The 13,597-nt window shown below is 61.9% G+C and carries 11 protein-coding genes and 1 pseudogene; 2 read left to right on the top strand and 10 right to left on the bottom strand.

What is annotated here, in order from left to right; all coding sequences use genetic code 11:
• The first annotated feature begins 380 nt into the window (after positions 1-380).
• The gene (locus GYM67_RS08560; protein WP_220237478.1) at positions 381-1,184 is read left to right on the top strand and encodes an aldo/keto reductase; all 804 of its coding nucleotides are present in this window, start codon (positions 381-383) and stop codon (positions 1,182-1,184) included.
• Positions 1,185-1,234: 50 nt separating this feature from the next.
• Here the strand turns inward: GYM67_RS08560 and GYM67_RS08565 are convergent, their stop codons facing one another.
• From GYM67_RS08565 to dnaB, 5 genes are all read right to left on the bottom strand, one after another.
• Positions 1,235-2,944 carry an ABC1 kinase family protein gene (locus GYM67_RS08565; protein ID WP_220237479.1) on the bottom strand — a complete coding sequence of 570 codons (1,710 nt, stop codon included), beginning with the start codon at positions 2,942-2,944 and terminating at the stop codon, positions 1,235-1,237.
• A 92-nt stretch (positions 2,945-3,036) separates the two neighbouring features.
• On the bottom strand, positions 3,037-3,369 hold the full coding sequence (locus tag GYM67_RS08570) for a phasin family protein (protein WP_220237491.1): 333 nt from the start codon (positions 3,367-3,369) through the stop codon (positions 3,037-3,039).
• A gap of 201 nt (positions 3,370-3,570) precedes the next feature.
• Complete coding sequence (locus tag GYM67_RS08575; RefSeq protein WP_220236460.1) at positions 3,571-4,371, bottom strand: type 1 glutamine amidotransferase; 801 nt, start codon at positions 4,369-4,371, stop codon at positions 3,571-3,573.
• Positions 4,372-4,397: 26 nt separating this feature from the next.
• On the bottom strand, positions 4,398-5,789 hold the full coding sequence (locus tag GYM67_RS08580; RefSeq protein WP_258561490.1) for a Mur ligase family protein: 1,392 nt from the start codon (positions 5,787-5,789) through the stop codon (positions 4,398-4,400).
• Positions 5,790-5,791: 2 nt separating this feature from the next.
• On the bottom strand, positions 5,792-7,132 hold the full coding sequence (gene dnaB / locus GYM67_RS08585) for a replicative DNA helicase (RefSeq protein ID WP_033510868.1): 1,341 nt from the start codon (positions 7,130-7,132) through the stop codon (positions 5,792-5,794).
• 416 nt (positions 7,133-7,548) lie between these two features.
• Between dnaB and GYM67_RS08590 the strand changes: the two genes are divergently transcribed.
• Positions 7,549-8,940: an MATE family efflux transporter gene (locus GYM67_RS08590; protein WP_258561491.1), complete on the top strand. Its 1,392-nt coding sequence runs from the start codon at positions 7,549-7,551 to the stop codon at positions 8,938-8,940.
• A gap of 136 nt (positions 8,941-9,076) precedes the next feature.
• Here GYM67_RS08590 and GYM67_RS08595 read toward each other — a convergent pair whose 3' ends face one another.
• The 5 genes and pseudogenes from GYM67_RS08595 to GYM67_RS08615 form a co-directional block, all read right to left on the bottom strand.
• On the bottom strand, positions 9,077-9,415 hold the full coding sequence (locus tag GYM67_RS08595; protein ID WP_220236462.1) for a P-II family nitrogen regulator: 339 nt from the start codon (positions 9,413-9,415) through the stop codon (positions 9,077-9,079).
• Positions 9,416-9,432: 17 nt separating this feature from the next.
• Complete coding sequence (locus GYM67_RS08600) at positions 9,433-10,698, bottom strand: ammonium transporter (protein ID WP_220236463.1); 1,266 nt, start codon at positions 10,696-10,698, stop codon at positions 9,433-9,435.
• Between the two features lie 188 nt (positions 10,699-10,886).
• A pseudogene (gene ftsY / locus GYM67_RS08605) lies at positions 10,887-11,822 on the bottom strand (signal recognition particle-docking protein FtsY); the annotation flags it as partial.
• 397 nt (positions 11,823-12,219) lie between these two features.
• Entirely contained in the window at positions 12,220-12,783 is a 564-nt protein-coding gene (locus GYM67_RS08610; RefSeq protein ID WP_220236464.1) for a hypothetical protein, read from the bottom strand.
• A gap of 64 nt (positions 12,784-12,847) precedes the next feature.
• Positions 12,848-13,426: a GNAT family N-acetyltransferase gene (locus tag GYM67_RS08615; RefSeq protein ID WP_220236465.1), complete on the bottom strand. Its 579-nt coding sequence runs from the start codon at positions 13,424-13,426 to the stop codon at positions 12,848-12,850.
• Positions 13,427-13,597 lie beyond the last annotated feature (171 nt).

The following is a 13,597-nucleotide window of genomic DNA, read 5'->3' on the forward strand; positions in this document are numbered from 1 at the left end:
CCTATGGGCATATGGACGGCAGGAGAGGCTCGTCGGCCGTCTCCTGCCCGCGACCACCGAAAGCCCCGGTGCCAGGGCCCAGCACCATGCCCCCAGCGCCCCGAGACTCAAACCCAGGGCGACCTTGCCAATCGAATGTCCCTTGGACCTCATCATCGCCTCCCGCCGTCAGGTATGTCACCATCCACGCTAGCATCATCGGAATGTAAAACCGGGGTCGTCAATTTGACTTCGAGTGGCTTCACAGGCATATGGTGGACTAAAAGGGCAAAGCGGTTCCATCATCCGCTCCGCCCCATCGGTATCAGAGAAGAGGCCAGACCTTGCACGAGACTCAATCCACATCAATCCCGACTGTCACGCTCAACAACGGTGTCCTCATGCCCATGGAGGGCTTCGGTGTCTACCAGATCGCCGACCACGACGAGTGCCGGCGTTCCGTCATGGATGCCTTGGAGGCAGGGTATCGGGCCATCGACACGGCCCAGGCCTATGGAAACGAGCAGGCCGTTGGAGATGCCCTGGCCCAGAGCGGCCTCGACCGCGACCAGGTCTTTCTGACCACCAAGGTCTGGATCACCAACTACGGATACGACAAGACCAAGGTCTCGGTCGAGGAGTCCATGAAGAAGCTGGGCACGGACCACCTGGACCTGGTCCTCCTCCACCAGCCCTTCAACGACTACTACGCAGCCTGGCATGCCCTTGAGGACCTCTATGACCAAGGTCTCCTGCGGGCCATCGGCGTCTCGAACTTCTATGCCGACCGCTATGTGGACCTGGTCAAGTTCAACAGAATCGTCCCCGCCGTCAACCAGCTGGAGACCCATGTCTTCCACCAACGCCCCCAGGAACGTGCCTACATGGACAAGTACGGCACCCGGATCGAATCCTGGGGACCCTTCGCCGAGGGACGCCAGGGTATGTTCACCAACCCGACCCTCACCGAGATCGGGCAGGCACACGGCCGGACCGCGGCCCAGGTGGCCCTGCGCTTCCTGGTTCAGGACGGGGTCATCGTTATTCCTAAGACCACCCACCGCGAGCGCATGCGCGAGAACCTTGACATCTGGGACTTCCAGCTCAGCGACCAGGAGATGGACCGGCTGCGGGCCATGGATACCGGCAAATCCGCCTTCATGAACCACGAATCCCCCGAGACCGTGGAGGACTTCGCCAACTGATTCAGCATCAGACAGTATCTGTATCTGTGCAGGATGGGCGGGCTCTCAGTCTAGGCTTCACCGTTGCGTCGCCGACGCTTGAGGGCCCGATGCTTGATCAGGATGTCCAGGACTATCCAGACCGAAAGGATGAAGGCCACCACGTATCCCAGCATACTGACCACCGGAATGCCGAAGACCACTGGTTTGATGCGGGCGAAGTAGACGATTGAAGAGCCCACATAGAGGCCGACGACAATGAGGGCCATGGTCAGTCTGTTGACCATGTCGGACAGCTGCTGCAGGGGCTCCTCGGACCCCACCAGCTGCACGTTGGCCCGAAGCTGGCCCCGGGTCAGCATCCTGGCTGCAGTCTGAGACTCGGCCAAGGCGCCCAGAAGGCCGTGCAGGGCCAGATCGCCCTGGGCGCCCAGCTTCCGGGTCTCTTCCTTGAGCCTTGACCCTGCGCCCTGGCTGCAGGCGACATGGTCGGCTATGATCTGCACGATATTGGCCTCGGGCAGGAACTCATCCAGGAGTCCTTCAAGGGTGACCAGGCACCGCGCCACCATGGTGACCGACCCTGGCACCTTGATGCCATGCCGGGCGGCCAGCTTCATGACGGCATTGACGTATTCGGCGATATCAAGATCGGCCAGGTCCAGCTTGCCGAACCGCTGGACGACAGCATCCAGATCGGCCAGCAGATAGGGGTAGTCCTCGGCCCTGGCCTCTCCGGTGCCGGCGAAGCGGAGCAGGCCCTGGGCCAGGGCCGGTGAATCCTCGCGCCCTACTGCGAAAATCATGTCCTTCAAGGCCGCTTTGGTCACCTTGTCCAGGCGGCCGACCATCCCCAAGTCGATAAGCACAATACAGCCATCGCGGATGATGATGTTGCCAGGGTGCGGATCGGCGTGAAAGAAGCCCCGGTCCATGATCTGGCTGGCATAGTTGTCGACAAGCTTGGTGCCGATCTCCCTCAGGTCATAGCCCTGGGCTACCAGTTGCGCGGGCCGTGAAAGGGATATCCCGTCGATGTACTCCATCACCACCACATGCCTGGTGCAGAGCCCGGGATAGGGCTTCGGACAGTCGATATAGGCATAGGAGTTGCAGAAATCCTTGAACTCCGCCAGATTCGCAGCCTCCTGCTGGAAGTCGACCTCGGACTGGAAGGTCTCCCAGAGCTCTTCGACCACCCCGCGCAGGTCCACCACCTGGCTGCTGCGGACGAACCGCGAGGCCCACCTGACCATGCTACGCAGAATGTCGATGTCCTGGGCCATGGTCTCTTGAATTCCCGGGCGCTGGACCTTGACGGCCACGTCCTCCCCGCTCACCAGGCGCGCCCGATGCACCTGCGCCAGGGAGGCCGAACCAAGAGGAACAGAGTCTATCGAGGAGAAGATCTGGTCGAGTGGACGGCCATACTCGGCGGCAAGGGTGCTGGTCACCACAGAATAGGGAATGGGATCCGCGTCAGCGCGCAACTTGGAAAGCTCACGACAGAAGGCCTCCGGCAAGATCTCAGAACGCATGGAGAGAATCTGGCCCACCTTGACGAAAGTGGGCCCAAGCGCCTCGAACATGCGACGCATGGTGACCGGGGTCAGACCGTGGATGATGTCGAACCGGTTGGCGATGCGAATCATCTCCGCCAATCGGCGGACCCTGCCACGCCTGTGCCGGATCCTTCCTGCCGCCCCTTGGTGCGCTCCCGTTCCAACCCCGAAGAGGCCAATGGTCTGCACCTGGGCATCATGTCCATTCATGGCATCCATGCTCACTGCTCACCCGCATCCTTTGCCCGCATGGCCGACCGGCACGGGACCTCCTGGTGCAGATGACCGACGCCGACAGCGATTGGCTGCCTTCAGCCCTGCTGGCCCGCGATGGGATCATTGGAGGTGATGGGGATGGACCCGGGCCGGCGATCCGGAATTGGCGCCTGCGGCTCCTGGTCAGGACGGAAGGGGGCAACATGAGTTGCTGGCCTAGGCACGCCAGCAGCTGGAGCCGGAGCAGGACGGTTCTGCCTGTTGCGTTTGAGCTCGGTATTGAGAATCCGCCCCTGCTCGACCGTCAGCTCGCCCTTCTTGACCAGACTGTCGACGACCTCCTGGCTCTTCTCCACCCCTGTGGCCAGCGCTCCGATGCCAGCCAGAAGCACCTTGTGCAATCCATCACCTATATGCAAATCCGACATGATATGCCTCCAAGCATTCATAAGCCCTCGAGGTACCGGGCCCTGTTGACCGCTGAGAGACGAACGGCCGTCTCTTTCTACAGTCTAGACGAATATCCTTGACCGATCCGGCTCGACACTATGACAAGACGGACGGTCCGGGCCCTTTCACTGGCGCTGACTGCCACCCTCGATCGAGAGCTCGCCGGAACAGGCTTCCTCTCATCGGGGCCTTGACGCAGCGATGCGGCTGGCCTGATCTGCCAAAGAGTCCAGACGCTCCAGCTCGCCCCGGCTCTTCTGGTCCATGGCCGCCTGCATCTGGGCGAGGGTGCCCTGACCATACCGTCTTTCTGCTGCTCCCTTGATAAGGAAGTCCGTGATGGCCGGGTTCTTAGGCAGCAATGACCCATGCATGTAGGTGCCGATGATCTTATTCCATCGGGCTCCCTCGGTGTGGTCCTTGCCATTGTTGCCGCGCCCGTCTTCGGCCACCGTGCCCAGGGGCTGGGTCCCCTTCCCCAGATAGGTCAGACCCGAGTGATTCTCGTAGCCGACCACCCTGCCGAAGTCCTGTGCCTGCTCCACCAGGTTGCCGATCATCCGATCGGGCTGGGCAACGGTGTGCGCGTCAAGGATGCCGACCCCCTCCAGACGCTCATGCTCGGAGGTCTCAAAATAGTGGCCGAAAAGCTGATAGAGCCCGCAGATCATCAGCATGGGCACATCCTGGTCGGCCAGATCACGCAGCAGCCTGCTCCGCTTATGCAGGTCGTCGATAATCCGTTCCTGGCCATGGTCCTGGCCTCCGCCGCCCAGAATCATATCGATTCCCTCCGGCCACGCATCGCCGGGATCGTAATATCGGACCAAGGGACGGAACCCGTACAGCTCAGCCCTGCGGATCACGCTGAGTATGTTCCCTGAATCCCCATAGATGTTCATGTCACGGTGGTAGAGGGAAAGAATCCGCAGCGGCGGACGGTTTCCCGCAGCCTCGGCCTTATCCTGTGTCTGCGGCATTCCTGCGCTCCTTTTGATTCTCTCGCTCATGCGCCCACTCCGGCATCGTCCACACTCGTGATCCTGCCGAGGGCGGACCGAAGCCGGAGCATAGACGTGTAAGTGCAGTAGATCCGCTTAGGACGCCCTGGGTGCGCCTTGAGGAAGGCTGTCAGCGCCCGATCCAGGTCGGTCTCGATTGCCTCAGTGGGCACTTGGTCATAGGCCAGGCGCAGGGCCATGTCATAGGCCCGGGTGCCGGAGACCATGGCCACGCCGGTATCTCTGAGCGAGGTGAAGTCCACATCCCAGAGCCAGCTCATGTCACGCCCGTCCGCATACTCGTCACGGATGCCGATCATGGTGTCCTGACCGACAGGGTTGAAGGAGGACAGGGCCAGACGGAAGCCCATGGGATTTTTGACCAGGACCAGCTCGACCGGCGCGCCCTGGTAGGTGATGACCTCTCCACGCCCGAAGGCGGGCGTCACCTTGGACAGGGCATCCATGAGCGCTGCATCATCAGGCTCCCTGTCTTCCAGCACGACCCTCACCAACGCCAGAGCAGCGGCCGCATTGTAGAGGTTGTAGACGCCCTCCAGACGCAAATCGGTCTCCAGAAGCCGACCATCCAGGCGGAAGGCGGCCCTGTGTTCCATGACTCGCTCCAGGGTCGCCTCGGCCGGCAACCGATGACCGGGACGGAACGAACGGGAAGCATTGTCCGCACCGGCACCGTCAGACTCCCGATCCGAGGCATGCATGTCGTCATCAGTGGGGAAATAGGTCAGCAGATCGTCTGACAGACCGAAGTAGGCCACGCCGGTCTGGGCCGGTGTCTGAGCGGCCAACCTAGCGATGCGCGGATCCTCACGGTTGAGGACCACCGTGCCCGTGGTGGCCTGAGCCACCTGGCCCAGCAGCCGGGCAGTAGTATCGATTTCCCCAAACCGGTCCAGCTGATCACGCATGACATTGAGCAGGAGGGCGTAGCGGGGCTTGACCTGTCGCACAAAGTGAACCGCATAGGCCTCGTCCAGCTCCAGAACGGCAATATCAGCATGCAGCCGGCCGGACAGCCCCAGTGCAGAAACCAAGGCCGAGACCACGCCGCGGGTGAAGTTGGACCCGGTCGGGTTGGTGAAGACTTTGAGACCCAGGGATTCCAGCATGGAGGCCACCATCCTGGTGGTGGTGGTCTTGCCGTTGGTCCCCGAGACCAGGACCACACCACGGGGCAGCCCCGACAAGGTCCTGGCCAGGAAGCCCGGGTCGATCCGCTCGACCACCTTGCCAGGCAGCGCCGAACCGCCGTGATGGGACAGACGCGAAACGAGGCGCACAGCCTTGCCAACCAGAAGGGCCAGAAGCGAACGCCAGCGTCGGGAAGAACGACCCGGCTGATCGGCAGGCTGCGTCTTGGAAGCCGTTGAGCGCATGATCAGACCCCTCCCTGCTGGTAGTCCTGGGGCATGTCCTTGAACTTGGACTTCTCGCCTAGGAAGGCCAGCTTAAAGGTGTCGGTGGGGCCGTTGCGGTGCTTGGCCAGGATGATGTCGGCCTCGCCGGGACGGTCCTCCTTGTCGTAGAAGTCCGGCCGGTGGACCAGAAAGACCACATCGGCATCCTGCTCGATGGATCCCGACTCGCGCAGGTCGGAGAGCATGGGCTTCTTGTCGTTGCGCATCTCGGGACCGCGGTTGAGCTGGCTCAACGCCACCACCGGAACCTCCAGCTCCTTGGCCAGCAGCTTCAGGGCGCGCGAGAAGTCGGAGACCTCCTGCTGGCGGGACTCGACCCGCTTGCCCGATGTCATCAGCTGCAGGTAGTCGATGACCACCAGTTTCAGGTCGTTGGTCTGCTTGAGCCGACGGCACTTGGCGCGGATCTCCATCAGGCTCATGTTGGGCGAATCATCCAGGAAGAGCGGGGCATCCTGGAGTCTGCTCCAGAAGGTGTTCAGGGTGTTCCAGCGTTCGGGGGTGATGTCGTCCGCCCGACGCAGGGCCACCAGGGGGATGTCGGTCTCGGCCGAGATGATGCGCTGGGCCAGCTCGGTCTTGCTCATCTCCAGGGAGAAGACCACCGTGGTCATGTTGTTGTGGAGGGCCGCAGCGCGGGCGAAGTCGATGCCCAGGGTGGACTTGCCCATGGCGGGGCGGCCGGCCACCACGATCATCTGCCCGGGCTGCAGGCCCTGGGTCACGTCGTCGATGCTCTTGAAGCCGGTGGGCACGCCCCGCTCCATGTCGCCGTTCTGCAGTTTATCCAGCTGGTCCAGGGTGTCATGGACGACCGGACCGATGGCCTCGTAATCCTGACGGACCCTGCCCACGCTCATCTCGTAGACTTCGGCCTGGGCCAGGTTGACGATATCCTCGGCCTGGGAGCCCTCAGCCGAGTAGCCCAGTTGGGCGATCTTGGTGCCGGCCGCGATCACATTGCGCAAAATGGCCCGCTGGTGGACAATTTCCGCATAGTAGGTGGCGTTGGCGGCTGTCGGGACCGAGGCCACCAAGGAGTGCAGATAGTCAGTGCCGCCCACCTTCTCGAGGTCGCCAGACTTGAGCAGTTCGTTGGCCACCAGGACCGCGTCCACTGGCTGGGAGGCCGAAAAGAGGGTGACGATGGCCTCGTAGATGGTCTGGTGCTTGGGCTGGTAGAAGTCGGATATTTCGATCATCTGGCTGACCTCGCCGATGGCATCCTTGCTCATGAGCATGCCGCCCAGGACGGCCATCTCCGCATCGTCGTCATGCGGGGGCACCCGGTCGAAAAGCATGTCGCGGCCGGTCTGGGCATGATCGGTGGGACGCTGTTCGGGATGGGTGTAGTCGGTGTAGTCCTCAGAAGCCATAGCCACGATTCTACGAAGAGGACCGTCCTCGACAGCCCTAAGAAGCGGATTTCACCCAAGGCATTCACCAGGACGCGCCTACCGTGCTGGACGGAGCACAAGGCCGCTCCTGCATGTGCACAGAAAAATAAGTTATCCACATTTAAGGCGTGTCCTAGAGGACACATGTGCAGCTTATCCACCTCATGGGTATAACTCTGTGCAAAACTTGGGGACAGCTTTCCACATCATCAATCAAGCTTGCGCCCAGGGCTGTTTGGTGATATGCATCTGCCGACAGAGCGTCCACGGACGGGCTTCCAAGGGCTGCGTCTTCAGGCCCGAGCACTAGCATGGCGTCCATGCGCAGCCACAGGAACATCCCCGAAACCAAGACCGGTTCAATCACGCCAGAAGAGCGGCGGGCGACCTACCGGACCATTGCTGGGCTGGCCATACCCACCTTCGGCCAGCTGATCGCTTCCCCGCTCTTCGTCATGATCGACACCGCCATCGTGGGCCACATCAGCGACTCGGCCCTGGCCGGGCTCTCCATCGGATCTACTGTGGTGCTGACCACCGTAGGCCTGTGCGTTTTTCTGGCCTACGGGACCACCTCCCAGGTGGCCCGACTCATGGGCGCCGGCCAGCGCCGGAAGGGGATGCAGGCCGGCGTAGACGGCATGTGGCTGGCCTTCGTCATCGGCCTGGTCGTCTGCGCCGTTCTCCTGGCTTTGAGCCGGCCCATCTGCAGCCTGATGGGAGCCCGCGGGCCAGTCCTGCAGGCAGCGCAGACTTATCTGAATGCCCTGGTCTTCGGCCTTCCGGCCATGCTCCTGGTCTACGCGGCCAACGGCATCTTCCGCGGATTGCAAAAGGTAAAAATCACCCTGGTGACCGCCGTGTCGGGCGCCATCCTCAACACCGCCCTGGAGGTCCTTCTGGTCTTCGGCTTACACATGGACATTCTGGGTTCGGGCCTGGCCACCCTGATTGCCGAGTGGGCCATGGGGCTTTTTTTGACCATCCCCGCCCTGGTCTGGGCCCGTCGGGAAGGCGCCCAGCTGCGGCCCAGGCTCTCAGGCATGGCGGCCAGCATGGGCGACGGCTTCCCGCTCTTCCTGCGGACCCTGGCCCTGCGGATCTGCCTCTTTATGACCGTGGTGGCTGCAGCCCACCTGGGCGAGCAGGTGCTGGCGGCCTACCAGGGGGTCAACTCGGCCTGGAATTTCGGACTGAACATGCTGGATGCCGTAGGCATCGCCGGCCAGTCGCTGGTAGCCACCGAACTGGGCGCCGGACAGCGGTCACGGGCACGGGTCATGACCGACCTGTCAGCCAAGGCCGGCATGGCCATGGGAGTGCTGGTCGGGCTGGTCATGATCGCCTTGGGCCTCTTCGCCGCCCCCCTGTTCAGCCCAACGCCGACCATCAGGTCGCTGATCACCGTGGGCATGATCGTCCAGGGAGTCTTCATGCCCGTCGCCGGATGGATGTGGGCCCTGGACGGGATCCTGATCGGGGCCGGGGACTATCGCTACCTGGCAGCCACCTGCTCCCTGACGGCTGTGATCTACCTGATCGGGCTGCTGGGCATGACGGCTCTGGCTATGAACTGGACACCCACCTGGCGGATAGCCATGCTCTGGGCCGTTCTCAATGTCCTCTTCATCGGCGTCAGAGCCATCTGCAATGGCTTGAGAACGCGCACCGATATCTGGATGGGGACGATTAGCCAGGTCAAAGAAGCCTAAGGAGTCATCTTCAACAACTCAGACATAGAAAAAGCAGGACCCCGACCGTTAGACCATGAAATGAGCCACAGCGACGGAATCCCGCGAAACCGGTCAGCAGGAAGACGACCATACAGAGTGGCGGCAGAAGACTGCCTCAGATAGCGTCTACGCCGGTCTCCCCGGTACGAACCCTGACCACTGAGTCCAGAGACTGCACCCAGACCTTGCCGTCGCCCACGGTATTGGTGGCGGCGGCCTGGACGATGGTGTCGACCAGCTCGTCGGCCCGGCTGTCCTCGGTCAGCACCTCCAGGCGCGCCTTTGGAACCAGGTCCACCTTGACAGTGCTGCCCCGGTAGACCTCCTTATGGCCGCCCTGCCGACCATAGCCCTGGGCTGACGAGACGGTCATGCCGTGCACGCCGGCCTCGGTCAGGGCCTGTTTAATCTGATCCAGCCGCCCTGGCTGGATAATGGCGGTAATGAGTTTCATGCTGCCTTCCTTTCTGATCAGTTCAGAATAGACCCGAAGTCGTAGGCGCTCTCACCCTGATCGCTTTGATCGACGCCGATGACCTCCTGATCCTTGCTGACTCGCCAACCAATGGTCTTCTCCAGTGCGAAGGCGATCACACCGGTTACTACAGCTGCGTAGATGACCGCAATCAGCGCCACCAGGAACTGAACCAGCAGCTGCCGGAAATTGCCGCCGGCCAGGAAGCCCGTACCGGTACCAAAGAAACCTATCAGCAACGTGCCCAATAAACCACCCACACCGTGGATGCCCACCACATCCAAGGAGTCGTCATAGGCGAAACGGAACTTGAGCCCGCAGGCCAGACAGCAGACGAAACCAGCCAAGAGTCCGATGACCATGGCCCAAAGCGGGGAAACCACGTCGGCCGCTGGAGTGATGGCCACCAGGCCGGCGACCATGCCGGATGCTGCACCCATGGCGGTGTAATGCCCAGTGCGGACCCGCTCAGTGAAGAGCCAGCCCAGAGTGGCGCCGCTGGCGGCTATGGTCGTGGAAACCCAAGCATATCCAGCCGTGCCGTTGGCGGCGAAGGCGGATCCGGCATTGAAACCGAACCAGCCGAACCAGAGCAGAAAGGCGCCCAGCATGACCATGGGCACATTGTGGGGGCGCATGGACTCCTTGGGGAAGCCGATTCGCCTGCCGATAATGAGCACAATGACCAGGGCTGCTACTGCCGCGTTGATGTGGATGACCGTACCGCCCGCAAAGTCGTGCGCCTGGGCCCCGATGGCGTTGGAGATGGGTCCATCGGCAGCCAACAGTCCGTGATTCCAGACCATGTGGGCCATGGGCGCGTAATCCAAGGTGACCCAGAGGACAACGAAGATCATCCAGGTGCTGATTCTGACTCGCTCTGCCAGGGCTCCCGAGATCAGGGCCACGCAGATCATGGCGAAGGCGGCCTGGAAGGCGATATCCACCGTATGCGGGTAGGCAGCGTTTGCAGAATCAAGCGAAGTGAAGACCCCATCCTTGGCCGTGACCGTGTCCCTGAGCAGGAAGCCAGTGATGGGGTCGCCGAAGACGCCTCCGATGTCCTTGCCCGCAAAGGAAACCGACCATCCCCAGAAGGTCCAAACAACCCCGGTCACGGCAATGGCCAGCGTGGACATCATCATCATGTTGAGTACAGCCTTGGCTCGGACCATACCCCCATAGAAGAAAGCCACCGCTGGAGTCATCAGGAAAACCATGGATGCCGCTACCAGCATCCAGGCAGCATTTCCAGAATCCATGCCTACACCTCTCTTTTCCCCATCCGAGCGAACAGCCCCAATAAAGAGGACTTCCCTCCGGACAGCCTACGCCAGATTCTCTTCCACTTCCCGATTCATCAAACAGGAAGAGGATGTCGGTCAGGTCACCGCCGCATTACCTCCGGGTGACTATTGGATAACCGCCTTATGACCAACCGGCGGCTGGACTACTCATCTCCCAGGATGCCGTCGACAAAGGACTCGGGATCGAAAACGGCCAGATCGTCGGGTCCCTCGCCCAGCCCGACCAGCTTGACGGGCACGCCCAACTCCCGCTGGACAGAAACGACGATGCCGCCCTTGGCTGAGCCGTCCAGCTTGGTCAGAACGATGCCCGTAACCCCGATGGCCTGGGCGAAAACCTGGGCCTGGATCATTCCGTTCTGTCCGGTGGTGGCATCCAGGACCAGCAGAACCTCGTCCACGGGCAGGTTCTTCTCAATCACCCGCCGGATTTTGCCCAGCTGATCCATCAGATTGGCCTTGTTCTGTAGGCGCCCGGCTGTGTCCACAATGAGGACATCCGCCTGATCATTTTTGGCTCGTTCCGCGGCTTCGAAAGCCACCGAGGCCGGGTCGGCACCGTCGCGGTCGCTGCGGACCACGGGCACGCCCACCTTGCCACCCCAGGTCTCCAGCTGGTCAGCGGCTGCGGCGCGGAAGGTGTCGGCGGCACCCATGACCACCGACTTGCCATCGGCGACGAAGAGCCTGGCCAGCTTGCCCGCCGTGGTGGTTTTGCCTGTCCCGTTGACGCCCACCATGATGACGACCGACGGCCTGTTGGCCTGAGGCCGGGCAGCCACCAGAGTTCGGTCCATGCTGGGGTCGATCAGATCGATCAAGCGCTGACGAAGGCCACGACGCACTGCTGCGGGGTCCTTCTGCCCGGTAATCCGGGCATCGTCGCGCAACTGTTTCACCAGCTGTTCGCTGGCCTCGGCGCCCACATCCGCCTTGAGCAGGGTGTCTTCAACATCTTCCCAGTCGGATTCGCTCAGATGGTCCTTGGTCAAAATGGTAAAGAGGGCCTTTCCGAAGGGGTTGGGGCTCTTGGCCAGCCTGGCCTTGAGCCTGGTCATGCGGGATGCAGAGGCCTCCGGGTAAACCGGCTCCTCCTGCGCTGGCGGTGCTGCCTGGTCGGCTGAGGAAGACTGGGCGGACGCCTCTGAATCGACTGAACCCGTAGAAGAAGCCGATGCGGGGGATGCGGACTGGACAGCCTGGTCACCTGATGAAGCTGCTGGGGAGGCACCAAGTTGGCCTCCAGCTCGGCCCTCTGCCGCATTCGGGGGCAAAGAAGAGTGGCCATTACCAGGCTCTTGCGCCCTGCCGGGGCGCACGGAATCCCCTTGGGACCGGCGCTTGCGGACCGCCACCAGAATGCCGACCACCGCCAGCACCAGAACGATCAGCACCAGAATAAGAATAAGGAGCTGCTGTGTTGTCATAGGTACCAGCCTAAAGGCGAAAAGGGACACGGACAGTCATCACCAGCGGTCACTTTTCGCTCGGATGACTCGTTTCCGTCTGCGAACCGCTCTTGACTGAAGGCATGACGTCGAAGGTGATGGGCTGAGGCTCCCTCCGCTGCGGACGCGAGGGCTCAGGGCTGGAAGAACGTAGTGCGGAGTTCCTGGGGGCCGGAGGCTCCGAGGCCGCAGAGACCGACGGCACGGCATTCTTCTTTTGTCTCGGGCTAGCCGACGATGCAGAATCGACGCCTGGGGGCCGGGGCAGATTTATCTCGTCCGTGGAATCGGAGGCCAGCGTACCTCGAACCTCCACCACAGAGAAGGAGTTGACATAAACCGGATAGGGATGCGCAAGGTCTTCAGCAGTTGGCGCATCCTCGCCCGAGCCAGGGGCGAAAGACAGATGCCCTCCTGCAATCCGCGGCAGCTTATTCTCTCGCTCCTGCCGACGGCGCGCGGCCCTGCGCACACGCTCATTCAGAGACTGAGAGAAGGCACGGTCCTGGGACTCGCCCAGCGCCAAACGCATGACGAATACAATGAATGCCATCACCACCAGCACCCATACCAGGACAATCAGCCAGACCATATCTGCCATTCTCTCAAAAGAACCTCGCAGACGCGCTAAGACACGAGGAATCTATCGGTCTCTTTCACACTGGCGTGTTCATCGGGCTGCTCGTTTGATCAGGCAAATCGAACCAATATCTTTCTACTGGCTGACCAGAGCTGCCGGGAAGCACATTCTCCAGTTGCCCGCCACGCGAAAGAACGACCCGCCGACTGGCCAGATTCGATCCGGCGCAAGTGATCAGGACCCGGCTCATGCCCAGGGCGGCAGCCCGTCGCAGACAATCGTCCAGCATCATCCCGGCATAGCCTTGCCGACGACGATCCGGACGGACCGAATAGCCGATGTTGCCGCCCATGCGCAGCAGCGCCTTTGTGAGCTGCAACCTCAGCTGGATCATCCCCACCAGTTCGCCACTGGATTCAAGTGCAGCGAACTGGAAGGCGGGCACAAATCCCAGGGGCAGATCATCGCCACGCGCCTGCCGAGCCACCTCGGGCAGGCCTGACCGACGAACCTCATCCAAGCTGCGGCAGTCCTCCAAGGGGCCGAGCCCAGCCGCTTCATCCTCTGGCTGCGCGCGACAAGCCTTCAGATACTGCCAGACCTGGTCGGCATCCACTGCTCCAGGCTGGTCCATCCTCACCAGAAGGATTCCCATGGTCCGCCTCCCTCGTGCCGATCGCGTGGCCGCTCCTTGTCCGACTGCAGCCTGGACAGCGGCTGCATCTCATCATATACGGGCGGCAAGCAACCGAACCGGAGAATTCCAGAGGGAGCCTGTTTGACTGAAATATTATCCACGTAAACGAATAGCGGAAACTCAATAAAG

This window comes from Bifidobacterium asteroides (genome assembly GCF_019469425.1).
Classification (GTDB): Bacteria; Actinomycetota; Actinomycetes; order Actinomycetales; family Bifidobacteriaceae; genus Bombiscardovia; species Bombiscardovia asteroides_I.